Annotated in this window: 22 protein-coding genes and 1 riboswitch; of the genes, 18 read left to right on the forward strand and 4 right to left on the reverse strand. The window is 53.5% G+C overall.

Annotated elements, in window-relative coordinates; translation table 11 throughout:
- Positions 1-33 precede the first annotated feature (33 nt).
- Entirely contained in the window at positions 34-951 is a 918-nt protein-coding gene (locus tag KNP75_RS03935; protein ID WP_215189915.1) for a proline dehydrogenase family protein, read from the forward strand.
- Positions 952-966: 15 nt separating this feature from the next.
- Here KNP75_RS03935 and KNP75_RS03940 read toward each other — a convergent pair whose 3' ends face one another.
- The 3 genes from KNP75_RS03940 to KNP75_RS03950 form a co-directional block, all read right to left on the reverse strand.
- Entirely contained in the window at positions 967-1,539 is a 573-nt protein-coding gene (locus KNP75_RS03940; protein ID WP_215189916.1) for a YcxB family protein, read from the reverse strand.
- Positions 1,540-1,599: 60 nt separating this feature from the next.
- Positions 1,600-2,154 carry a YcxB family protein gene (locus tag KNP75_RS03945; protein ID WP_215189917.1) on the reverse strand — a complete coding sequence of 185 codons (555 nt, stop codon included), beginning with the start codon at positions 2,152-2,154 and terminating at the stop codon, positions 1,600-1,602.
- Positions 2,155-2,276: 122 nt separating this feature from the next.
- On the reverse strand, positions 2,277-3,179 hold the full coding sequence (locus tag KNP75_RS03950; protein ID WP_215189918.1) for an SDR family oxidoreductase: 903 nt from the start codon (positions 3,177-3,179) through the stop codon (positions 2,277-2,279).
- Positions 3,180-3,393: 214 nt separating this feature from the next.
- On the opposite strand from KNP75_RS03950, the gene KNP75_RS03955 reads away from it, so the two are divergent.
- The 6 genes from KNP75_RS03955 (at position 3,394) to gcvH (ending at position 10,444) form a co-directional block, all read left to right on the forward strand.
- A complete protein-coding gene (locus KNP75_RS03955) occupies positions 3,394-5,805 on the forward strand; it encodes a 3-hydroxyacyl-CoA dehydrogenase/enoyl-CoA hydratase family protein (protein WP_215189919.1) in 2,412 nt (803 codons plus the stop codon).
- Between the two features lie 19 nt (positions 5,806-5,824).
- The gene (locus KNP75_RS03960; protein ID WP_214707315.1) at positions 5,825-6,997 is read left to right on the forward strand and encodes an acetyl-CoA C-acetyltransferase; all 1,173 of its coding nucleotides are present in this window, start codon (positions 5,825-5,827) and stop codon (positions 6,995-6,997) included.
- A gap of 13 nt (positions 6,998-7,010) precedes the next feature.
- Positions 7,011-8,795 (forward strand): acyl-CoA dehydrogenase family protein, encoded by a 1,785-nt coding sequence (locus KNP75_RS03965; protein WP_215189920.1) that lies wholly within the window; start codon positions 7,011-7,013, stop codon positions 8,793-8,795.
- A gap of 89 nt (positions 8,796-8,884) precedes the next feature.
- Complete coding sequence (locus KNP75_RS03970; protein WP_215189921.1) at positions 8,885-9,613, forward strand: hypothetical protein; 729 nt, start codon at positions 8,885-8,887, stop codon at positions 9,611-9,613.
- 45 nt (positions 9,614-9,658) lie between these two features.
- Positions 9,659-10,021 (forward strand): arsenate reductase family protein, encoded by a 363-nt coding sequence (locus KNP75_RS03975; RefSeq protein WP_034778464.1) that lies wholly within the window; start codon positions 9,659-9,661, stop codon positions 10,019-10,021.
- Between the two features lie 39 nt (positions 10,022-10,060).
- Complete coding sequence (gene gcvH / locus KNP75_RS03980) at positions 10,061-10,444, forward strand: glycine cleavage system protein GcvH (RefSeq protein WP_021065488.1); 384 nt, start codon at positions 10,061-10,063, stop codon at positions 10,442-10,444.
- 42 nt (positions 10,445-10,486) lie between these two features.
- Here the strand turns inward: gcvH and KNP75_RS03985 are convergent, their stop codons facing one another.
- The gene (locus KNP75_RS03985; protein ID WP_215189922.1) at positions 10,487-11,539 is read right to left on the reverse strand and encodes a PTS sugar transporter subunit IIC; all 1,053 of its coding nucleotides are present in this window, start codon (positions 11,537-11,539) and stop codon (positions 10,487-10,489) included.
- Between the two features lie 187 nt (positions 11,540-11,726).
- Between KNP75_RS03985 and KNP75_RS03990 the strand changes: the two genes are divergently transcribed.
- The 11 genes from KNP75_RS03990 (at position 11,727) to KNP75_RS04040 (ending at position 22,830) form a co-directional block, all read left to right on the forward strand.
- Positions 11,727-11,984: a thioredoxin family protein gene (locus KNP75_RS03990; protein WP_138859103.1), complete on the forward strand. Its 258-nt coding sequence runs from the start codon at positions 11,727-11,729 to the stop codon at positions 11,982-11,984.
- A 453-nt stretch (positions 11,985-12,437) separates the two neighbouring features.
- A riboswitch (SAM riboswitch) is annotated at positions 12,438-12,543 on the forward strand.
- A 78-nt stretch (positions 12,544-12,621) separates the two neighbouring features.
- Complete coding sequence (locus KNP75_RS03995; RefSeq protein WP_034778457.1) at positions 12,622-13,650, forward strand: methionine ABC transporter ATP-binding protein; 1,029 nt, start codon at positions 12,622-12,624, stop codon at positions 13,648-13,650.
- The gene (locus tag KNP75_RS04000; protein WP_034778455.1) at positions 13,640-14,302 is read left to right on the forward strand and encodes a methionine ABC transporter permease; all 663 of its coding nucleotides are present in this window, start codon (positions 13,640-13,642) and stop codon (positions 14,300-14,302) included. Before KNP75_RS03995 ends, KNP75_RS04000 begins: the two co-directional genes overlap by 11 nt.
- A gap of 30 nt (positions 14,303-14,332) precedes the next feature.
- Positions 14,333-15,160 carry a MetQ/NlpA family ABC transporter substrate-binding protein gene (locus tag KNP75_RS04005; protein ID WP_034778453.1) on the forward strand — a complete coding sequence of 276 codons (828 nt, stop codon included), beginning with the start codon at positions 14,333-14,335 and terminating at the stop codon, positions 15,158-15,160.
- A 105-nt stretch (positions 15,161-15,265) separates the two neighbouring features.
- Positions 15,266-16,480: an MDR family MFS transporter gene (locus KNP75_RS04010; RefSeq protein WP_034778450.1), complete on the forward strand. Its 1,215-nt coding sequence runs from the start codon at positions 15,266-15,268 to the stop codon at positions 16,478-16,480.
- A gap of 172 nt (positions 16,481-16,652) precedes the next feature.
- A complete protein-coding gene (sufC, locus tag KNP75_RS04015; RefSeq protein WP_114166887.1) occupies positions 16,653-17,414 on the forward strand; it encodes a Fe-S cluster assembly ATPase SufC in 762 nt (253 codons plus the stop codon).
- Positions 17,415-17,426: 12 nt separating this feature from the next.
- Positions 17,427-18,695: a Fe-S cluster assembly protein SufD gene (gene sufD / locus KNP75_RS04020; protein WP_034778444.1), complete on the forward strand. Its 1,269-nt coding sequence runs from the start codon at positions 17,427-17,429 to the stop codon at positions 18,693-18,695.
- Between the two features lies 1 nt (position 18,696).
- Complete coding sequence (locus tag KNP75_RS04025; RefSeq protein ID WP_034778443.1) at positions 18,697-19,917, forward strand: cysteine desulfurase; 1,221 nt, start codon at positions 18,697-18,699, stop codon at positions 19,915-19,917.
- Positions 19,907-20,341 (forward strand): Fe-S cluster assembly sulfur transfer protein SufU, encoded by a 435-nt coding sequence (sufU, locus tag KNP75_RS04030; RefSeq protein ID WP_034778441.1) that lies wholly within the window; start codon positions 19,907-19,909, stop codon positions 20,339-20,341. The genes KNP75_RS04025 and sufU overlap by 11 nt, the downstream gene beginning before the upstream one ends.
- A gap of 19 nt (positions 20,342-20,360) precedes the next feature.
- The gene (gene sufB / locus KNP75_RS04035) at positions 20,361-21,758 is read left to right on the forward strand and encodes a Fe-S cluster assembly protein SufB (RefSeq protein ID WP_034778439.1); all 1,398 of its coding nucleotides are present in this window, start codon (positions 20,361-20,363) and stop codon (positions 21,756-21,758) included.
- Positions 21,759-21,864: 106 nt separating this feature from the next.
- Positions 21,865-22,830, forward strand: coding sequence for an L-lactate dehydrogenase (locus KNP75_RS04040; protein ID WP_034778438.1), 966 nt, complete (start codon positions 21,865-21,867; stop codon positions 22,828-22,830).
- Positions 22,831-22,839 lie beyond the last annotated feature (9 nt).

Below are 22,839 nucleotides of genomic sequence, written 5' to 3' on the forward strand. Positions count from 1 at the left end.
ATAGATGGGTGTAAACGTAAGGGGGAAAATCAGATGGAAAAAGTGTTGCGCGATGGATTTATCTACATGTCTCAAAACAAAACACTCAACAGTTTGGCTAAAAAATACGGGCTTCGGTTCGGGGCTTCGCGCTTTGTGGCGGGGGAAGATTTCAAGACGTCGGTGCCGACGATTCGTGAGTTGAACGCGAAAGGATTATCGGTCACGGTCGACCACTTAGGGGAATTCATCACGACGGTCGCAGAAGCGAACCAAAATCGGGATGAAATCATTCGTGCCATCGAAATCATGGCGGAAGAGAAGCTTGACGCGTACATGTCGCTCAAGCTGACGTCGCTCGGATTCGATATCTCGGACGAGTTGATCGAAGACAACATGCGTCAAATCTTGACGACGGCGAAAGAAGTCGGTGTGTTCGTCGCCATCGATATGGAAGACGAGGCACGTTGCGAGAAAACGCTCGATTTGTTCAAGAAATTGAAAACGGACTTTGAGGGCCTGGGGACGGTCATCCAGTCATACTTGTACCGCTCGGAAGATGACATCAATCATCTCGCGCCGCTCAAGCCGAACCTTCGTATCGTCAAAGGGGCTTACAAGGAACCGGCGACGGTCGCTTTCCCGGAGAAAGAAGACGTCGACCATAACTACTTGAAGCTCGTCAAACTCCATCTGGCGAACGGGAACTACGCCTCTATCGCAACACATGACGACCATATGATCGATGCGGTCATCGAACATGTGAAACTGAACAACATCCCACTCGACCAGTTCGAGTTCCAAATGCTGTACGGCATCCGGGTCGAGCGTCAACTCGAGCTCGTCCGTCAAGGCTATAAAGTCCGTGTCTACGTGCCATACGGCCGTGACTGGTACGGATATTTCATGCGCCGCCTCGCAGAACGTCCGGCGAACGTCGCGTTCGTCTTAAAAGGGATGGTCAAGAAATGAAACAAGCACACGAGTTCAACGTGAACTCGTGTGCTTTTCTGTGTTCATATGTTTGTCGAGGATTCGCTCGATTTCACTTTGTTCGACTTCCGTGACTCCGTCTTTCACCTTCGGGATGATTAACGCCTCATCCTCTTCGTAATAGAGGAAGCGATGCGTCTCGTTCTCGTTCACTTTGAGAATGGATGTCCATGGGACTTGCGTCGTTCGGTGGACGTTGCCACGAACGGCATGCATCTCGACGGTCGTGTCAGAAAGCTGGAGCGTGACGTCTTTTGGCCAAGTGTCCTGTTTGTTGAGGGCACGACGGGTTTGCCAAAGGGCGAGCGGGGCATGCAAGTCCTTTAGCAGCGGTCTAAGTAATAGCGCGAACAATAGCCCGATTCCGACTGTGATGAGTAAAGATAAGCCGATCGAATCGGGGTGCGGTACGAGGAAGAATGCAGCCGCATACCCGAGAGCGAATAGCGGGAGATTCATATATTTCAACCATACGCCGCGAGCTCGTTTATATTGATTGGAATGGTGAATCATGTCGTTTTGGAAAGCTAAAAAATCGTCAAGCGTCAGTTGATAGGTGGTGACCATTGCATCCACTCCTTTGAGATTCGTCATAAATACGTGCTGATTGAAGAAGAACTTTGTCGCTTAGAGTGTGATGCCTAAGTGTTTTTGTAGCAGATCATTCATTCGAATTCGCTCCGTCTCGTTGAGCATCTGGTTTTGTTTCGGGACGATAATCGCTTCCGCCGCTTCAATAAATATATAGTGATGGGTCTCGTCCTCGTTCACTCGTTCAATCGCTTCCCACGCGACTTGAACCCGTTTGTTGACGGCATTGTGGAGCGAATTGACTTCAATCCCGTTCTCATGGATTGACAAAGTGACATCACGTGGCCATTTCGAGTCCTGTCGAAGTATGGATCGCAACTGTCTCAACCTCATCGTGAAATACACTTTCTTGAAGAGCGGGAATAAGAGCAGCGCCGGGACCACAGCGGCACTGGCGGCGAGTGCGAGGATGACAGGGGCGGAGAGCGTTTGCGGTAACAAGACAATCGCGAGGGCAAATCCGTAAAAGGCGGTCAATAACATGAGTATGAGCGTGACAAGTATAGATTTTCGTTTATCGGGAACCGAGTTTTTGATGAAGTTCTTTTGTAACGTGAAAAAATCATCTTGTGTCAATCGATAATGAATCATCCATCATTGGCTCCTTTCTTTCGTCTAAATGACAGGTTGACGCATGCAATAACGCTAACATAGGATGGATTATTTTTCCAACAAAAAGACCCAGTGACTGAACACTGGGCCATCTTACAAAATCATCCGTTGATGACCGTCCCACCGTTGACGTGCATGACCTGTCCGCTGACGTACGTCGAGTCGTCACTTGCGAGATAGACGTAAGCCGGGGCGAGTTCCGCTGGTTGGCCCGGACGTTTCATCTCAGCCGAGTCACCGAACGAGGCGACTTTTTCCGCTGAGAACGTCGCTGGGATGAGCGGTGTCCAAATCGGACCTGGTGCGACGCCGTTGACGCGAATCTTCTTCTCGGCCAAGTTCTTGGCGAGCGAACGCGTGAAGGCCGTGATCGCACCTTTCGTCGATGCGTAGTCGATCAATTGATCGTTACCTTCGTACGCTGTGATCGACGTCGTGTTGATGATGCTTGCGCCTTCGTTCAAGTACGGGAGGGCGGCTTTCGTCAAATAGAACATGCTGAAGATGTTCGTCCGGAACGTCTGCTCGAGCTGGTCGTCCGAGATATCGAGGAGCGACTCCTGCGGATGTTGCTCGGCGGCGTTATTGACGAGGATGTCCAAATGGCCGAACGTCTCGAGCGTCTGTTTGACGACGTCTTGACAGAAAGCCGAGTCGCCGAGGTCACCTTGCAGCAATAGACAAGCTTGACCGAGTTCTTCGATGCGTTCTTTCGTCGCCTCGGCGTCCTCGAGCTCGTTTTGGTCTTTATAGACGATGACCGTATTCGCACCTTCGTGGGCGAAGAAGATGGCGACCGATTTCCCGATGCCGGAGTCTCCGCCCGTGATGATGGCGACCTTATCTTTCAGTTTATCGCTTCCTTTATATCCTTCACGCTCATAGATTGGGAACGGCTCCATCTTCGAATCGATTCCTGGTTGATGGGCTTGCGCTTGACCGTCTTTCTTGAACGATTCAAAATCCTGTCGGTTCCCCACTGTGTTTAAACGATTGTCACTCATGTATACATTCCCCTTTCTAAAATTGACTCTTTGTGTCTATACCACAGTGACCGAAAAATAAATCGTCCTCGGTGAAATTGGAACGAATTTGAAAAATGAACGCTTGCGAATGAATTGTCATTCATTTATGATAGAAGAGTAAACACGATGGTGATTGCGATTTTTTTTACGCTTGAAATGAATCACTATTCATTCTCATTGAGGGGGGAACAATATGACGAGTCACATCGAACAATCAGCCGACCTCCGTTTGACGAGCAACATCCGTTTTGCGGTCGTCATCGGTTCAGGAGTAATGGGGGCGGGGATTGCGGCTCACTTGGCGAACGCGGGGATTCGTTCGCTCATGCTCGACATCGTACCACGTGAATTGACGGCGAAAGAAGAAGCGAAAGGGCTCACGCTCGAGTCACCACAAGTACGGAACCGCATCGCTTCTGAGAACCGTCAAAAGCTATTGAAACAAAACCCGGCACCGCTCGCGACAGCGGAGCACTTGAACTTCATCGACGTGGGGAACTTAGAAGATGATCTCGAGCGCTTGAAGGAAGCGGACTGGGTCATCGAAGTCGTCGTCGAACGGCTCGATGTGAAGCAGCAACTATTCGAAAAAATCGCACCTTACATCCGTGAAGACGCGATTCTCAGCTCGAACACGTCGGGTATCTCGATCGAGGCGATGGCGAGCGTATTGCCGGAAGCCTTGAAGGCACGTTTCCTCGGGACACACTTCTTCAACCCGCCGCGCTATTTGAAACTGCTCGAACTCATCCCGACGGAGAAGACGGCACGCCCGGTCATCGATTTCATGGCCCGCTTTGCTGAGGACCGTCTCGGGAAAGGCGTCGTCGAAGCGAAAGACACACCGAACTTCATCGGGAACCGCATCGGCACATACGGACTCCTCGTCACGTTCGAAGAGATGCTCAAGCAGAACGCCTCGATCGGCGAGATGGACTCGATCACCGGACCGCTCATCGGCCGGCCAAAATCGGCGACATTCCGCACGCTCGACGTCGTCGGCATCGACACGTTCGTCCACGTCGCCGGAAACGTCTATGAGACGCTCGACGCCGGTGAAGAGAAGGATACGTTCGACGTCCCTGCTGAAATGAAGACGCTCGTCGAGAAGGGCTGGATCGGTCAAAAGGCCGGACAAGGCTTCTATAAGAAAGACGGAAAAGTCATCCAGGAACTGAATCTCGAGACGTTCGAATACGAACAATTGAAAGCGATTACAGGACCGGAGCTCGACCAAATCAAATCGCTCCCAGGCTCAAAAGCGAAGCTGAAAGGTGCCATCTTGAACAAGGGACGCGTCGGACAACTGCTCTGGCCGGTCACGGCGAAGACGCTCGTCTACTCGGCTCGTCTCACAGGCGAGATCAGTGATTCGATCGTCGCCATCGATGACGCGATGAAGTGGGGCTTCGGCTGGAAGTTCGGACCGTTCGAGACATGGGACGCACTCGGTGTCGAGAAATCGGTCGCCCGCATGAAAGCGGAAGGCTATGACGTCCCGGCGTGGATCGATGAGATGCTCGCTGCCGGACACACATCGTTCTATAAGGGAGACCAGTATTACGACCAAGCGTCACAGACGTACGTTGAGAAGACCGTCAACCCGAAAGAAGTGAAACTCGCCCCGCTCGCCAAGTCGAACGGGATCGTGCTCGAGAACGGTGGGGCCCGCCTCATCGATATCGGAGACGACGTCGTCGCCCTCGAGTTCACGTCACCGAACAACGCGATCGGTGTCGATATCATGCAGATGATCGAACAGTCGATCGACCTCGTCGAGACCGACTTCAAAGGACTCGTCCTCGCCAACGATGGTAAGAACTTCTGTGTCGGTGCCAACCTCGCGATGATGCTCATGGAAGCGGAAGACGAGAACTGGTACGAGCTCGATTGGATCATCAACAAGTTCCAACAAGTCGTCCAGAAGATTCGCTACGCGGGTCGCCCGGTCGTTGTCGCACCTTACGGCATGACGCTCGGCGGCGGGACAGAAATCAGCTTGCCGGCCGCACGCATGCAGGCGGCGCTCGAGACGTATATGGGTCTCGTCGAAGTCGGCGTGGGCCTCATCCCAGGTGGGGGCGGAAACCTCAACACGTATCGTCGTCTCCTCGAGCAGACACCGAAGTCGATGCAAAACATCGAGAAAGCGGCGCAACAGACGTTTGAGAATATCGCCATGGCGAAAGTATCGAAGTCGGCCTATGACGCGAAAGCACTCGGCTATCACCGTCCGGTCGACGGCATCTCGATGAACCGCGACCACTTGACGTTCGACGCGAAACAGACGGTGCTCGGTCTCGCTGACGGGTACACGGCACCGGTTCGTGAGAAGTTGCCGGTCGTCGGTCAAACGGGGAAAGCGACGCTCGAACTTGCGGCATACGAAATGTTCTACGGTGGCTATATCTCTGAACACGATTTGAAGATTGCGAAAAAACTTGCTCACGTCATCAGCGGCGGCGATTTGGCATACGGCACGATGGTCGACGAGCAGTACTTCCTCGACATCGAGCGCGAGGCGTTCCTAAGCCTCATCGGGGAACCAAAATCGCAGCAACGGATGCAACATATGCTCGTCAAAGGCAAGCCACTTCGGAACTGACAAAAGGGGGACTTAACAGATGAGAGAAGCAGTCATCGTGGCCGGCGCACGAACGCCGGTCGGAAAAGCAAAACGCGGTTCGTTCCGAAACGTTCGCTCGGACGAACTCGCGGGTCATGCGATTAAAGCGACGCTCGAGCGGTCTGGCTACACGGGACCGATCGACGACGTCATCATGGGGTGCGCCATGCCGGAAGCGGAACAAGGGATGAACATCGCCCGTTACGCGGCCGTACGAGGTGGCTTGTCGCACGAAGTACCAGCCATCACGATCAACCGATATTGCTCGTCCGGCCTTCAAGCGATCGCCGACGCGGCAGCGAAAATCATGATCGGTCAAGCGACGGCGGTCATCGCCGGCGGTATGGAATCGATGAGCCTCGTCCCAATGGGCGGCCACGTCATCCGTCCGAACCCGACAATCATGGAGACGGCTCCGGAATACTATATGAGCATGGGGCACACGGCAGAACGTGTCGCGGCCGAATATAACATCTCGCGCGAAGACCAAGACCTGTTCGCCATCGACAGCCACCAAAAAGCGGCGGCAGCGATCGCGGGCGGCAAGTTCGAAGAAGAGATCGTCCCGGTCACGGTCGTCGAGCACGTGCTCGGCGAGGACGGGAAAGTCGCGGAACGTGAACTCGTCGTCAAACATGACGAAGGCGTCCGTGCCGACTCGACACTCGAGGCGCTCGGTAAACTGCGCCCGGCATTCAAAATCAAGGGCTCGGTGACGGCGGGGAACGCGTCACAAGTGTCCGATGGCGCGGCAGCCGTGCTCGTCATGGAGCGTGAAGAAGCCGAACGCCAAGGCTTGAAACCGATGGCAAAATTCCTCTCGTTCGCGGTCGGCGGTGTCCGTCCGGAAGTGATGGGCATCGGCCCGGTCGTCGCCATCCCGAAAGCGCTCGAGATGGCCGGCGTGAAGTTGGAAGAAGTCGGATTGTTCGAACTGAACGAGGCATTCGCGAGCCAATCGCTCGGCGTCATCCGTGAACTCGGCATCGACCCGTCGAGAGTGAACGTCAACGGCGGCGCGATCGCACTCGGGCATCCGCTCGGTTGCACGGGCGCGAAACTCGCGGTCTCGATCTTGCATGAGATGAAACGACGCAATGAAAAGTATGGGGTTGTGACGATGTGCATCGGTGGCGGTATGGGTGCTGCTGGCGTCTTCGAATTACTATAAGGGGGAATTGACAATGGAACGTACAGAACATGAATTGATTAAAGGCGGTAGCTTTGTCATCGACGCACTCGACGCGGATCGTTTGTTCACACCGGAAGACTTCTCGGACGAGCACAAGATGATTGGCGACACGACGGCGAGCTTCGTCGACGACCGTGTCATGCCAGTCCTTGGACGCATCGAGAAACATGAGTTCGATCTCTCGGTCGAACTGTTGAAAGAAGCGGGCGAGCTCGGCCTCCTCGGCGCGGACGTACCGGAAGAGTACGGCGGTTATCAGCTTGATAAGATCTCGTCATCGATCATCACGGAGCGGTTCGCCAAGGCACGTTCATTCGCCCTCAGCTACGGCGCCCACGTTGGGATCGGGACACTCCCGATCGTCTTCTTCGGAACGGAAGAGCAAAAGCATAAGTACTTGCCGAAGCTCGCGACCGGCGAATGGATCGCGGCGTACGCCCTCACAGAGCCAGGCTCAGGCTCGGACGCGCTCGGTGCGAAAGCGACGGCCGTCTTGAACGAGGCCGGCACGCACTACGTGTTGAACGGCGAGAAGCAATGGATCACGAACGCCGGTTTCGCGAACGTGTTCGTCGTCTACGCGAAAATCGACGGCGACAAGTTCAGCGCCTTCATCGTCGAGCGTGACTTCAAAGGGGTCTCGACAGGGGCCGAAGAACAGAAGATGGGCATCAAAGGCTCATCGACACGGACGCTCATCTTAGAAGACGTCGAAGTCCCAGTCGACAACCTCCTCGGAGAAATCGGCAAAGGGCACGTCATCGCCTTCAACATCTTGAACGTCGGTCGTTACAAACTCGCGGTCGGTGCAGTCGGTTCGTCGAAACGTGCGTTCGATCTCTCGGTCCAGTACGCGAACGAACGTAAACAGTTCAAGACGCCGATCAGCCAGTTCCCGCTCATCCAAGAAAAACTCGCGACGATGGCTGCGAACATCTATGCGATGGAGAGCTCGGTCTACCGGACGGGCGGTCTGTTCCAAGACAGCCTCGACGCCCTCGGCGACGACAACATGCGTGACGGCTCGAAAGTCGCCCAAGCGATCGCTGAGTATGCGATTGAATGTTCATTGAACAAGGTGTTCGCCTCGGAGACGTTCGACTACGTCGTCGACGAAGCGGTCCAAATCCACGGCGGCTACGGCTTCATGACCGAATATGAAGTTGAGAACTTGTACCGTGACTCACGCATCAACCGGATCTTCGAAGGAACGAACGAGATCAACCGCTTGATCGTGCCGGGCACGCTCCTCAAGAAAGCGATGAAAGGCGACTTGCCACTCCTCGCCGAAGCACAGAAACTCCAAAAAGAGCTCATGAGCTACATGCCGCAAGAGCTCGACGGCTCACCGCTCGCACGCGAGAAGATGCTTCTGTCGAACATGAAGAAAATCAACTTGATGATCGCCGGAACGGCCGTCCAGAAATATCAGCAAGACCTCCAGAACGAGCAAGAGATTCTCGCGAAGATCGCCGACATCATCAGCGCCATCTATGCGCTTGAAGCGGCCATCGCGCGGACGGATAAAGCCATCGCCCGCACAGGTGCTGAGAAGAACGGACAGAAAGTCCGCTACACCGAAATCTTCGCCGAGCAAGTGTTCAAGCAAGTCGAACTCATGGCGAAAGAAGTGTTGTATGCGGCCGCATCGGGCGACGAGCAGCGCATGCTCTTGTCGGCGATGAAGAAGTTCAGCCGCTATCAGCCAATCAACGTCATCGGCACGAAACGCGAAGTCGCAGCGAGCCTCATCAAAGCGAACAAGTTTATCGTGTAAGCAAGCGAGAGAAAGGGTGGACCGGACGCGGTCGGCCCTTTCTTTTTGCCTTGCCGACACCGTACAATGGACGGAGGGAGGCGAAGTAGATGAGACGTAAGGAATTGTTAGAACGGATGGATCAAATCGGCCGCTCGGTCGCAGCGCATGACGGCACACTCATGCTCCTCGCGCTCGGTTCGATCGGGCTCGAGACGGACCGGCTCGATGATTATTCGGACCTTGATTTCTTTTTGATTGTCGAGGACGGACATAAGGCCCGCTTTATCGACAATTTGGATTGGCTCGCCGTCGAACCGCTGGCGTATCAGTTCCAAAATACGAAAGACGGACATAAGGTCATGTATGAGGACGGTATTTATGGTGAGTTCGCCGTGTTTGAAGTCGTTGAGATGCCTGGCATCGCCTACACGCCAGGCCGTGTCGTCTGGGAGCGGGACGAGGCGCTCCACGCCTTCGCGACGCCTAACGTCGTCACAGACGTCCCTAACGCCGCGTATTGCTATGAAGAGGCGCTGACGAACCTATACGTCGGATTGCTCCGGGAACGACGTAGCGAGCGACTTGCAGGTTTTGAACTCATTCAAGTCGCAGCAATCAATAACGTGCTGAAGGCACATGGGGAGATGAGTGATCCGTTCAATCCGACGCGACGCGTCGAGACGAAGCATCCTGACGTGACTAGGCTCCTTGAGCAAGGGGTATTAGGCTATGGGCGTTCCGTAGAGGCGGCAGCTGCGATTCTCGGTTATATCGAGGCGCGTCATCCGGTGAACGCGTCGTTGAAGCGAGAGATTGAGCGTTTGCTTGAAGCGTGAATGGTCGGTTCGGAATGTGCTACATTTATAGAAGAGGTGATGAACATGGTGACACTATATGGCTATCCGCCATGCAGTACGTGTAAAAAAGCAGAGAAGTGGTTGAAAGAGAACGACGTCGAGTATACATACGTCCATATCGTCGAGGCGACACCGTCGAAAGATGAACTGGCCGAACTATGGAAACAGTCGGGTCTCCCGCTCAAAAAATTCTTCAATACGAGCGGCCAAGTATATCGAAACGAAGGCATCAAAGATCAACTGCCAAATTTATCAGAAGACGAACAACTCGAGCTTCTCGCGAGCAATGGTATGCTTTTAAAGCGTCCAATCGTGACAGATGGTCAAAAATCAACTGTCGGATTTTCAGAAAAGTCGTTTACAGACGTTTGGGGCGAAGTGCTATAATACTCGTGTGAGTCTAATTCATTTGAGGGGGAAGTTAAGATGAGCAAAGTACCTGCCAATCTACGTTATTCAAAAGAGCACGAATGGGTTGAAGTGAACGGAAGCGTGGCCCGCATCGGGATCACGGATTTCGCACAAAGCGAACTAGGGGATATCGTCTTTGTCGAACTTCCTGAAGTCGGCGGCACGATTTTACTTGATGAGCCGTTCGGTTCGGTCGAGTCGGTCAAAACCGTGTCAGAGTTGTACGCTCCAATCTCTGGGAAAATCACAGCGGTGAACGAATCACTCGCCGATTCACCAGAACTCGTCAACGAAGCACCGTTCGAAGGCGCTTGGATGATCGAAGTCGAGTTGAACGACGCGTCAGACGTCGACAAACTCATGTCAGCCGAAGAATACGAAGCGATGATTCAAGGCTAAACAAAACCCGGTTTCTCTTCACGAGAAGCCGGGCTTTTTTGTTCATTCGAAATCGAGGCGGTAATGATCAGGCTGGATGAGCGACGTCCGGTTGAACAGGCGGTAGAAGATGATTCCGAGCGTCACCGGGATGAGTCCGAACAAGACGATGACGAGCATGACGTTCCAGAGCGCGAAGCCCCCCGGCATCAAATGCAAGGCGTTGATTGGACCGATGAGGCCGGAGACGCCGAAACCGGCACTGATCGGCGTGCCTTCGATCCGAAGGATGCCTGCGAGCGCTCCGAGGATGGCCGCATTGGCGAGTACCGGCAACATCATGATCGGACGACGGACGAAGTTCGCCATTTGAATCTTCGGTGACCCGAGGAAGTGGGCGATCGACGTTCCCGTCGCGTTCATCTGCCAGCCGGCGATGGCGAGACCGAAACCGGCGGCGACGACCCCTAGGTTGGCGGCCCCGGCCGCGACACCAGACAGGCTGATCGCTGTGGCGATGCCGACCGTCGAGATCGGCGAGACGATGATGAGCGAGAACGCCATCGCGATCAACATGCCCATCACAATCGGCTGCAGTTCCGTCATCGTCATAATGATCGTCCCGACGTATGTTGTGATTTGTGAGATGTAAGTGAGTAGGAACGCCCCGATCCCTCCGGCGACGACGATGACCGTCATCGGTAAGACGAGTACCGTGTACGTCTTCAAGCGTGGCGACAACTGCATGACGAGGAACGTCGCGAGAGCGGCCGTCACACCGGCCGTGATGACGTCACCGATTCCAGCCATGAGGAACGCCCCTTCTTCGATGCGGATGGCGCCGCTCCCGACTTGGGTCGCGATGCCGATCGTGCCGGCCTCGAGTGCCGAGCGTCCGAACTGCATGGCGACGGCGACACCGATGATGACCGGTAAGAGACGCATCGCAATTGTCGTCGCATCTAAGATGAACTGCAGTGACGGAACATAAGGTAAGATGGCTTTCGTTAATTCACCGAGCAAGGCGCTCGGGATGAGGGCGATGAGGATGGCAAGACTGAGGCCGTTCAAGACGTTCATCAAAAACTGTTTTCCGGTAAGCTTCTCTTCCGTCATTGGGGATTCACCTGTCCTTTTCTACTGGTATGCTGTTATGTACAAAAGCAATAAAGTTAATGACCATACTATGCCTCTTTCTAGCGAGCGTCAATACAAAATGTTGAAATGTTCAGAATTTTCCATTTGAGCACAACTTTTGAACAGACCGGCCCGGATTCATATACTTAGAAGAGAGGTGAGAACAATGATTACTGACGGATTCTTATATATATACGCCCCAATGTGCGGTACATGCGCCGTGGCCGAGCGGATGCTCTCGGTCGTCGAGGCCGTCGACCCCGAACTCCAGATTGAAAAGCGCGATGCCAACTTTATCCCGAACGAGCTCGAGGCGTATCAAGTCATGAGCGTCCCGGCGCTATTGAAGCTGGAAAATGGCCAAGTTCGCGATCGTTTGTATGCGTTTCAAAACGTCCAGCACGTCCTATCTTTCGTCAAATGAGATAGGATGATTAGAATAATCTGAAAATTTTAAATAATCAGTTGACACAGAAAGTTCACGAATGATATATTCATTACAACATCTTACTTGAACACAACATAGGTCGAGATTTTCCCGTCAGCAAGACGTTTTCGAACAACCGTTGCATGAGCTTACGCGATTTCAGGTGGACCTTCCCTTCGATTGTCCCCCAAAAAAATCAAGCGTCGGGGCACCGGTCGCGTAATTGCATGGTCCGTTCGAAGACCGAGTGATGATTGGGTAAAATCCCCCATATAAGGATGAATGCTCTGATCGGGCAAAAGAGGTTCATCTATGGGTTGTCCTTCAGTGACTCAAGGTGCTACGTTCTGTGTCATCCTCGGATGGCACCTTTTTTTAATTTGTCTGAAAAAAATAGTTTGACATGAAAATAATGTGTCGCTATGATAAAGCTAATCAAATACGCAACCACTCTTATCAAGAGAGGCTGAGGGACTGGCCCTATGACGCCCAGCAACCGCGGAGCAATCCGAAATGGTGCTAATTCCAGCAAGGTGTAAACCTTGGAAGATGAGAGCAATCGTTGTCCGTACCGATAAAGTACGCACGTTTGCTCAAACGTGCGTACTTTTTTTGTTGTCAGGAGGGAAATGGATTGATTCAACTACGCAATGTGGCCAAATGGTTCGATACGAAAAACGGTCGGGTCCAGGCGGTCGATGATGTGTCGCTTACCATCGAAAGCGGCGAAATTTTTGGAATAATCGGATATTCAGGGGCGGGGAAGTCGACGCTCATCCGCTTGCTCAACCGACTCGAGGCACCGTCTAGCGGTGAAATCGTGGTCGCCGGCAGCGAGCTGACGAAGCTCACGCCGAAGGAACTACGCGGGGTACGTAAAAACGTCTCGATGGTGTTCCAACACTTCAACCTATTATGGTCACGCACGGTCGCTGAAAACATCAGCTTCCCGCTCGAGCTCATCGGGGTACCGGCCAGCGAACGCAAACGCCGCGTCCAAGAACTTGTCGAACTCGTCGGCTTAGGCGGACGGGAAGACAGCTATCCGTCGCAACTATCGGGCGGTCAAAAGCAGCGAGTCGGGATAGCCCGTGCGCTCGCTACGAATCCAGAAGTGCTCCTCTGCGATGAAGCGACGAGCGCACTCGACCCGAAGACGACCGATTCGATTCTCGAACTGCTCGTCAGCATCAATAAAAAGCTCGGATTGACGATCGTCCTCATCACCCATGAGATGCACGTCATCCAAAAGATTTGCCACCGCGTCGCCGTCATGGAGGCCGGGAAGGTCGTCGAGACCGGACAAGTCGCCGAGGTGTTCCAACATCCGGAACAGCCGATCACGAAAGAGTTCGTCAAACAGATCGGCGCGGTCGAAGACATGTCGCTCACGTTCGAGCACTTGAAAGCGCGTTATCCGAGCGGTCAAATCGTCAAGCTCAAATTCTTGAACGAGACGGCCGAGCAACCGATTCTGTCAGAAGTGTTGAAGCAACATGATATCGGCTTCAACATCATCGGCGGAAACGTGACGCAGTCACAAGTCGGTGCCCTCGGGACATTATTCATCCAATTGATCGGAGAGCCGGCTGAAGTCGAGCGGGCCATCGCCTCAATCCGGTCGCAGGCAGTGGAAGTGGAGGTAGAAAGCGATGTTTCCTAATGTAGATTGGCAAGTCATGTTAGAACAGACGTGGGAGACGCTCTATATGACGCTCGTCGCCGGAGCCGCGACGTTCGTCATCGGTCTCGCCCTCGGGATGCTCTTATACGTCACGAACGAACCGCTCATGATGAAAAACCGTCCGATTTACACGGTCATCAGCGCAATCGTCAACGTGTTCCGGTCGATTCCGTTCATCATTTTGATCATCTTGCTCATCCCGTTCACGTTACTCGTCGTCGGGACGATGCTCGGGTCGACGGCAGCGTTGCCGGCGCTCATTATCGGTGCGGCTCCGTTCTATGCGCGGATGGTCGAGCTCGCCCTTCGCGAAGTCGACCGCGGCGTCATCGAGGCGGCTGAATCGATGGGTGCGACAAAATGGCAAATCGTCTATAAAGTGTTGTTCCCAGAAGCATTGCCGGCCATCGTGTCAGGCATCACGGTCACGATCGTCGCAATCGTCGGTTATACGGCGATGGCAGGGGTCGTCGGGGGCGGGGGACTCGGGAACTTGGCGTTCCTCGAAGGGTTCCAGCGTTCACAGAGTGACGTCACGTTCGTCGCGACCGTCTTAATCTTGGTTATCGTCTTCGTCATCCAGTTCATCGGCGATCGACTCGTATCAGTAATTGACAAGCGTTCCGCTTGATCTAAATAGAAAATTTGGAGGGGTTTTATAATGAAATCATGGAAAACAGTACTCGGATTGACAGCAGCTTCAGCACTTACGATTCTCGCAGCTTGCGGCGGAGATTCAGAATCAGGTTCGGGCGATGACAAGACGCTCGTCGTCGGTGCGTCAAACGTCCCGCACGCTGAGATTTTAGAGCACATTCAAGACGACTACGAAGAGAAGGGCTATACGCTCGAAATCAAGAAGTTCCAAGACTACGTCCTCCCGAACAAAACGCTCGCGGACGGCGAACTCGACGCGAACTACTTCCAACACGAGCCGTACCTCGAGTCGCAAATGGCTGAGAATAAAGACTACAAATTCGCATCAGCCGGCGGCGTCCACATCGAGCCGATTGGTGTCTACTCACAAGACTACAAATCACTCGATGAGTTGCCAGAAGGCGCTGAAATCATCATGAGTTCGTCAGTCGCTGACCACGGCCGAATCCTCACGATGCTCCAATCAGAAGGCTTACTCACGCTTGCAGAAGGCAAGACGACGGACGCGACGGTTTCAGACATCGTCGACAACCCGAAAAACTTGGAGTTCAAGACGGACGTTGAAGCGGCACTTCTCCCGCAAGCGTTCAACAACGGTGAAGGGGACGCGGTCCTCATCAACACGAACTACGCGATCGATGCCGGCCTCAACCCGCTCGAAGACGCGATCGCCCTTGAAGGCGAAGACTCACCTTACGTCAACTTGATCGTCACACGTGAAGGCGACGAAGATGATGAGCGCGTCAAGGCACTCCTTGAAGTCCTCACGTCAGAAGAGACACAACAGTGGATCTTGGACGAATACAAAGGCGCAGTCGTACCGGTCAAATAATAATTGTCGTCAAGGCTCGGGACATCCCGGGCCTTTTTTGTTTGGAGTAGTTTTGGCGCACCAATAGAAGTACACTACATATATGTAGAAAAAGGGGGGATCCGGATGAACATACGACACATTCATCCGCTGACGCTGGGTGTCTTATTTGGTACATTTTTTGCCCGGCTGTCGACATTTTTTGTTATGCCGTTTTTTGCGATTTATCTTGCGACGCTTGGCTTCTCGGCGAGTGTCATCGGGACGGTGTTCGCCATCTCGGCGTTATCGGGGTTATTCATGAGCTTTTTTGGGGGCACGCTGTCTGACCGCTATGGGCGCAAACAGTTGATGCTCATCGGGATCGCCTTGAATGCGATCACGTTCAGCGGGTTCGCGCTCGTGACGGAATTATTTTGGTTTTACATGTTCTCGGTACTTATGGGCGTGTCACGGTCGTTCCTCGAACCGGCGTCCCGCGCGCTTATCAGCGACACGACGCAACCGGACCAGCGCGTCATCGTCTACAATGTCCGCTACTTTTTAATCAATATCGCGGCGGCGATTGGTCCATTGCTCGCGGTCGTGTTGTCGCTCACCGGGGCGAAGAGCGCCTTCTTCGTTGTCACGGGCGTCTATGTGTTATACGGTCTTGTCATTTCGACGTTGTTCCGGAAATATCCGTTCGAGGAAGGGGACGGCGTCAAAGTCCGGCCGCGCTTGACGGAGACGTTCCGTGTGTTACAACAAGATAAGACGTTCCGCTACGTCATCATCGGGATGATTTTCGCCATCATCGGCTATAGTCAGTTCAATGCGACGTTGCCGCAGTTCATCGCGTTCCATGACGGCTTCAGCGATGGCTCACGTTTGTTCGCCTATCTATTGACGGTCAATGCGATCACCGTCCTCATCGTCCAATATCCGATCATGCGCTTCGGGATTCGCGTGTCGCCGATCAAGTCACTCTTTTTCGGCGTCGGGACGCTGTCGACGGGGCTCCTGCTCATCGGTTTTGCGACCGAGACGTGGGTGTTGTTCATCGCGATGGTCATCTTCACAATCGGTGAGGTGCTCATGTTCACGATGACGGACGTATTGACGGACGAATTGGCACCGGCTCACCTGCGCGGGACGTATTTCGGGGCGATGGGGTTGACGGCGCTCGGTCAGACGATCGGCCCTGTCATCGGCGGGGTGTTGCTCGATGGGTTTGATAACGCCGCGTTGCCAGTGTTTGGAAGCTTGGCCGTGTTGACGGCTTGCGGCGCCTTCTTCTTCGCCGGCGCCTTGAAAGAACGGAAAGCAAGTTTGGCCTTAATCGAGGAAAAAGTTGGATAAAGTCTTGATTTCCCGATATTCTCATTCTCAACATTTAAGTTTTATTGAGAATGAATAATAAGGTGAGTCGCTTGAAATAAAAAATTGCCTAGATTAAGATTAGAATATATCTAATCTACGCCAAAAATGGCGAGAAAACGGAAGGGGTATCCGAATGTCTAACGTACCACACATGAAAATTGATGACCTCCGCGTCTCAATCGAAGGAAAAGAGATCGTCAAAGGTCTTAATCTTGAAATTAAAGGTGGCGAAATTCACGCCATCATGGGTCCTAACGGGACGGGTAAATCTACACTCGCATCGGCACTTATGGGACATCCATTGTATGAAGTAACAGGCGGAAGCGTCGATTTGAACGGCGAAGACGTACTCGACATGGAAGTTGACGAGCGCGCGCAAGCCGGAATGTTCCTCGCGATGCAGTATCCTGCTGAAATCAGTGGTGTCACGAATGCCGATTTCTTGCGTTCAGCAATCAACTCACGCCGCGAAGAAGGACAAGAAATCTCACTCATGAAGTTCATCCGTGAACTCGATGCGAAGATGGACGTCCTCGAAATCCCTTCAGAAATGGCACACCGCTATTTGAACGAAGGCTTCTCAGGCGGAGAGAAAAAACGTAACGAGATTCTTCAAATGATGATGATTAAACCGAACATCGCCATCCTCGATGAAATTGACTCAGGTCTCGACATCGATGCGCTCAAAGTCGTCGCCAAAGGCGTCAACGAAATGCGCTCAGAAGAGTTCGGCTGCTTGATCATCACGCACTATCAACGTCTCCTCAACTACATCGAGCCAGACTTTGTTCACATCATGATGGACGGTAAAATCGTCATGTCAGGTGGCAAAGAGCTTGCACAACGACTCGAAGCAGAAGGTTACGACTGGGTGAAGCAAGATCTTGGAATGACAGTAGACACAGAAGCGTAAGGAGGCTGTACGATGACCGTACAATTTGAATTGGATGCACAAGCAGTAGCGGCACGTGCAGAGGCGCTCGGTGGACCGGCATTTATGGTCAACCGTCGCAAAGAAGCAGCAGAACTTGCGCCGACTCTCGCCTTGCCAAAAGTTGAAAAGATCAAGATTGATAAATGGGACTTCGTCTCTGGAGACGTCGAGCTCACGAAGCACGACGGCTTGACGCCTGAAATCGAAGCACTTCTTGGAGACCACCGTACAAACGTGCTCGTTGAACGCAACGGTCATGTCGTCTACAACGAACTCGCGACGCCAGAAGGTGTCCTCTTCATGGGCATCAACGAAGCGATGGAACAACATCCGGACCTCGTCGAGAAGTACTTCATGACGGAAGGTGTCCGCGTGGACGAAGAACGTTTGTCTGCGTTGAACGCTGCCCTCATGAACGGTGGTGCGTTCCTATACGTACCGAAGAACGTCCAGTTGAAAGACCCGCTCCAAGCCATCTTCACGATGGAACAAGCGAACGGCGCGCTCTATCACCACACGATCATCGTCGCGGACGAAGGCAGTGAAGTGACGTATGTCGAGAGCTTCCTCTCGAACACGAACGAGCCGCACACGGTCAACGCCGTGACAGAAGTGTTCGCAGCCGCGAACGCGAAAGTCGTCTTCGGTGGCGTCGATCAGCTTGCTGAGTCGGCCCTCTCGTTCATGAACCGCCGTGGTGTCGTCTATGAGAACGCACGCCTTGAATGGGCGCTCGGTCACATGAATGACGGCAACTCGCTCGTCGAGACGAAGACACACCTCGTCGGAGACAACACGTTCTCAGACACGAAAGCCGTCACGGTCGGTCGTGGCGCACAGAAACAAAACTTCAACATCCGGACGGACCATTTCGGGAAGTCGTCAGAAGGGTTCATCTTGATTCACGGTGTCCAAAAAGACTCGGCCACGGCCATCTTCAGCGGGACATCGATGATTCACCATGGCGCTTCGAAATCGAACGGCGTTCAAACGGAACGTGTCCTCATGTTGTCTGAAAAGGCACGTGGCGACGCGAACCCGATTCTCCTCATCGATGAGGACGACGTCATGGCCGGTCACGCCGCTTCGGTCGGACGCGTCGACGACGTGCAGCTCTACTACTTGATGAGCCGCGGTCTGTCGCGTAAAGAAGCCGAACGTTTGATCATTCACGGATTCTTGAACCCGGTCGTCGAGCAACTCGCGATCGAGTCGGTCAAAGACCGTCTCCGTGAAGTCATCGAAGGGAAAGTACGTTAAGATGATCGATGCCTCGATTCGTAAACAGTTCCCGATTTTAGATCAGGAAATCAACGGTCATCCGCTCGTCTATCTCGACAGCGCGGCGAGCTCCCAAAAACCGCTTGCTGTCATCGAGGCGATCGAGGATTACTATCGCCGCATCCACTCGAACGTGCACCGGGGCGTCCATACGCTCGGGACGCACGCGACGGATGCGTATGAAGGGGCGCGGGAGCGCGTCCGTTCATTCATCAACGCCGCCGTCCCGGAAGAAATCATCTTCACACGCGGGACGACGACGGCGATTAACCTCGTCGCGTCAAGCTACGGGGATGCCAACGTCGAAGCAGGGGACGAAATCGTCCTCACGCCGATGGAGCATCACGCCAACTTGATTCCGTGGCAACAGCTCGCCAAGCGTAAAGGGGCCAAACTCCGTTACGTCGAATTGACGCCGGACGGTCGAGTCACGCTCGACGCGGTCCGTGCCGTCTTGTCGGACCGGACGAAAATCGTTGCCATGAGTCACGTCTCGAACGTGCTCGGCACGATCAACCCGATCGCCGACGTGGCGAAACTCGCCCACGAGAAAGGCGCGGTCATGGTCGTCGATGCGGCGCAAAGCGCACCGCACCGTAAACTTGACGTGCAAGCACTCGACTGCGACTTCCTCGCCTTTTCAGGCCATAAGATGCTCGGTCCGACCGGGATTGGGGTCTTATACGGGAAGAAACAGTTGCTTAAAAACATGGAGCCGGTCGAATTCGGTGGGGAGATGATCGATTACGTCGACTTGTATGAGTCGACATGGAAAGACATCCCGTACCGGTTCGAAGCAGGGACGCCGATCATCGCCGGCGCCGTCGGTTTGGCAGCGGCCATCGACTTTTTAGAAGACCTCGGTCTCGAGAACGTCGAAGCCCACGAACGGGCGCTTGCGACGTACGCCATCGAACAGATGCGGACGATCGAAGGTATCCAAATCTTCGGGCCAGAGGAACGGGTCGGACTCGTCACGTTCAACTTAGGTGACGTGCACGCCCACGACTTAGCGACCGTCTTGGATATGCAAGGCATTGCGGTCCGGGCCGGCCACCATTGTGCTCAGCCGCTCATGCGTCTCCTGAAGCAATCATCGACAGCCCGAGCGAGCTTCTACTTGTACAATACGAAAGAAGAAGTCGACCGCTTCATCGAAGGGCTACGTCAAACGAAGGAGTATTTCAATTATGAGTTTTAACAATCTCGACATGTTGTACCGACAGGTCATCATGGATCATTATAAAAACCCAAGAAACCGTGGCGTCATCGAAGATGGCGTGACGATCGACTTGAACAACCCGACATGCGGGGATTCACTCCGACTCCAACTCCAAGTTGAGGATGGAATCGTGAAAGATGCCAAGTTTGAAGGGGAAGGCTGTTCGATCAGTCTCGCCTCGGCATCGATGATGACTCAAATCGTGAAGGGCAAGTCTGTTGACGAGGCACTCCAATTGGCCAATATCTTCTCGGAGATGGTCCAAGGGAAAGACTACGATACAGACACGTTCGACCTAGGCGACATCGAAGCGTTGTCTGGCGTCTCAAAGTTTCCGGCTCGCATCAAGTGCGCCACGCTCGCGTGGAAAGCGCTTGAAAAGGGAGTCGACGAGGAAGCGTAAGTAGAAGGAGGAGACCGATATGGCGAAAAACATGCCTGACATTGGCGATTATAAATATGGCTTCCATGACCGAGACATCTCGATTTTCCGTTCAGGCCGCGGCTTGACGAATGAAATCGTAGAGACGATCTCGCGCATGAAAGAAGAACCGGCATGGATGCTCGAGTTCCGTTTGAAATCACTCGAACAGTTCCGCAAAATGCCGATGCCGACATGGGGCGGCGATCTCACGGCACTCGATTTCGATGAGATCACGTATTATGTCAAACCGTCTGAAAAGACAGAGCACTCGTGGGACGAGGTTCCTGAAGAAATCAAACGTACGTTTGACAAGCTCGGAATCCCGGAAGCGGAGCAAAAATACTTGGCAGGCGTTTCGGCTCAGTATGAGTCTGAAGTCGTCTATCACAGCATGCAAGAAGACTTCGAAGCGAAAGGTGTCGTCTTCAAAGATACAGACACGGCGCTTAAAGAAAATGAAGACCTCTTCCGTGAGTATTTCGGAAAATTGATTCCGCCGACGGACAACAAGTTCTCGGCACTCAACTCGGCTGTTTGGTCAGGTGGCTCGTTCATCTACGTACCAAAAGGCGTGAAGCTCGAGCAACCGCTCCAAGCTTACTTCCGCATCAACTCGGAGAACATGGGTCAGTTCGAGCGGACGCTCATCATCGTCGACGAGGGCGCATCTGTCCATTACGTCGAAGGATGTACAGCACCGGTCTACACGACGAACTCACTTCACTCAGCGGTCGTTGAGATCTTTGTCAACAAAGACGCGTACTGCCGTTATACGACGATCCAAAACTGGGCGAACAACGTCTATAACTTGGTCACGAAGCGTGCCGTCTGTGAAGCGGGTGGATCGATGGAGTGGATCGATGGTAACATCGGTTCGAAACTCACGATGAAATACCCGGCTGTCATCTTAAAAGGTGAAGGCTCACGCGGTATGACGCTCTCAATCGCCCTCGGCGGTAAAGGGCAGCACCAAGACGCGGGCGCGAAGATGATTCACCTCGCACCGAACACGTCGTCGTCAATCGTCTCGAAGTCGATCTCGAAACAAGGCGGAAAAGTCTCGTATCGCGGAATCGTCCACTTCGGTCGTAAAGCGAAAGGTGCACGTTCGAACATCGAATGTGACACGCTCATCATGGACAACGAGTCGACGTCGGACACGATCCCGTACAACGAGATCTTGAACGACCAAGTCTCACTCGAGCATGAAGCGAAAGTCTCTAAAGTGTCAGAAGAGCAACTCTTCTACCTCATGAGCCGTGGAATCTCGGAAGAAGAAGCGACGGAGATGATCGTCATGGGCTTCATCGAGCCGTTCACGAAAGAATTGCCAATGGAATATGCCGTCGAAATGAACCGTCTCATCAAGTTCGAGATGGAAGGATCGATCGGATAATCTTTAATTAGCGAACTCACCGCAAGGGAGTTCGCTTTTTTTGTCGTGAAACGAAGGAGAGTCGGGTATGCTAAGAGAGAGACTGCTTTTAGGGAGGAATGATTGAATGGAAACGATTGATCCAAAAGACATCACCCGCATCGCCGTCGTCGGCGCTGGCTGGGTCGGTATCAGTTTCGCCTATCAATTGTCGATGGCGGCGCTCTGTGAAGAGCTCGTCTTGATCGACTCGAACCACGCCAAGGCTGAAGGGGAGGCGATGGACCTCAACCACGGCATCTCGTTCGCCCCGAGCCCGGTCCGGATTTGGGCAGGGGACTACTCGGACTGCCGTGACGCCGATATCGTCGTCATCACGGCCGGTGCCGCTCAAAAGCTCGGTCAGACCCAGATGGACCTGGCCGAACAAAACGCGGTCGTCGTCCGCGACGTCACGAAACAAATCATGGCGAGCGGGTTCGATGGCATCATCGTCGTCGCAACGAACCCGGTCAACGTCATGGCGCACGTCGCCTTTGAGGCGTCAGGCTTGCCGAAGCACCGCGTCATCGGTTCAGGTACGGTGCTTGACACGGCCCGTCTTCGTTATAAGGTCGGCGAGTACTTCGACTTGTCATCACGGAACTGCCACGTCTATTATATGGGCGAACATGGCGCCGGGGGATTCGTCGCCTGGGACAATGCCCGCATTTATGGGAAGTCGATGAAGCAGTTACTTGAGGAGAATGAATCGTACCGCCAAGAAGATTTGGACGCCATCTATCAAGGGGTCCGCGATGCGGCGAATCAAATTATCGAATATAAGAGCGCGGCGTACTACGCGATTGGGCTCGGGCTCCTTCGGATCGTCCGCGCCATCGTCCGGAACGAGAACTCCGTCGTGACGATCGGTGCTCATCTCGACGGAGAATACGGTGCCTCTGGCCTCCATATCGGCGTACCGGCCTTGATTGATCGGACCGGTATCCGCCAAATAGTCGAAATCGAACTGACGGACGAGGAACAACAACAGTTCGACGCCTCGGTCGGACGGATTCGTCAAGCGATCGACAAGATTGAATCGAGTTCATAAAAAAGGCCC

Source organism: Exiguobacterium sp. s6 (assembly GCF_018618155.1).
Taxonomy (GTDB): domain Bacteria; phylum Bacillota; class Bacilli; order Exiguobacteriales; family Exiguobacteriaceae; genus Exiguobacterium; species Exiguobacterium mexicanum_A.

Bases quoted from the DNA above. Each gene is read 5' to 3' on its own strand.
- KNP75_RS04025 (WP_034778443.1), top strand. From the start codon at position 18,697: ATGATCGATGCCTCGATTCGTAAACAGTTCCCGATTTTAGATCAGGAA.
- KNP75_RS03970 (WP_215189921.1), top strand. From the start codon at position 8,885: ATGAGACGTAAGGAATTGTTAGAACGGATGGATCAAATCGGCCGCTCG.
- KNP75_RS04005 (WP_034778453.1), top strand. From the start codon at position 14,333: ATGAAATCATGGAAAACAGTACTCGGATTGACAGCAGCTTCAGCACTT.
- KNP75_RS03965 (WP_215189920.1), top strand. From the start codon at position 7,011: ATGGAACGTACAGAACATGAATTGATTAAAGGCGGTAGCTTTGTCATC.
- KNP75_RS04040 (WP_034778438.1), top strand. From the start codon at position 21,865: ATGGAAACGATTGATCCAAAAGACATCACCCGCATCGCCGTCGTCGGC.
- sufD (WP_034778444.1), top strand. From the start codon at position 17,427: ATGACCGTACAATTTGAATTGGATGCACAAGCAGTAGCGGCACGTGCA.
- KNP75_RS03945 (WP_215189917.1), bottom strand. From the start codon at position 2,154: ATGATTCATTATCGATTGACACAAGATGATTTTTTCACGTTACAAAAG.
- gcvH (WP_021065488.1), top strand. From the start codon at position 10,061: ATGAGCAAAGTACCTGCCAATCTACGTTATTCAAAAGAGCACGAATGG.
- KNP75_RS03975 (WP_034778464.1), top strand. From the start codon at position 9,659: ATGGTGACACTATATGGCTATCCGCCATGCAGTACGTGTAAAAAAGCA.
- KNP75_RS03990 (WP_138859103.1), top strand. From the start codon at position 11,727: ATGATTACTGACGGATTCTTATATATATACGCCCCAATGTGCGGTACA.
- KNP75_RS03940 (WP_215189916.1), bottom strand. From the start codon at position 1,539: ATGGTCACCACCTATCAACTGACGCTTGACGATTTTTTAGCTTTCCAA.
- KNP75_RS04000 (WP_034778455.1), top strand. From the start codon at position 13,640: ATGTTTCCTAATGTAGATTGGCAAGTCATGTTAGAACAGACGTGGGAG.
- KNP75_RS03950 (WP_215189918.1), bottom strand. From the start codon at position 3,179: ATGAGTGACAATCGTTTAAACACAGTGGGGAACCGACAGGATTTTGAA.
- sufC (WP_114166887.1), top strand. From the start codon at position 16,653: ATGAAAATTGATGACCTCCGCGTCTCAATCGAAGGAAAAGAGATCGTC.
- KNP75_RS04010 (WP_034778450.1), top strand. From the start codon at position 15,266: ATGAACATACGACACATTCATCCGCTGACGCTGGGTGTCTTATTTGGT.
- KNP75_RS03985 (WP_215189922.1), bottom strand. From the start codon at position 11,539: ATGACGGAAGAGAAGCTTACCGGAAAACAGTTTTTGATGAACGTCTTG.
- KNP75_RS03935 (WP_215189915.1), top strand. From the start codon at position 34: ATGGAAAAAGTGTTGCGCGATGGATTTATCTACATGTCTCAAAACAAA.
- sufU (WP_034778441.1), top strand. From the start codon at position 19,907: ATGAGTTTTAACAATCTCGACATGTTGTACCGACAGGTCATCATGGAT.
- KNP75_RS03955 (WP_215189919.1), top strand. From the start codon at position 3,394: ATGACGAGTCACATCGAACAATCAGCCGACCTCCGTTTGACGAGCAAC.
- sufB (WP_034778439.1), top strand. From the start codon at position 20,361: ATGGCGAAAAACATGCCTGACATTGGCGATTATAAATATGGCTTCCAT.
- KNP75_RS03960 (WP_214707315.1), top strand. From the start codon at position 5,825: ATGAGAGAAGCAGTCATCGTGGCCGGCGCACGAACGCCGGTCGGAAAA.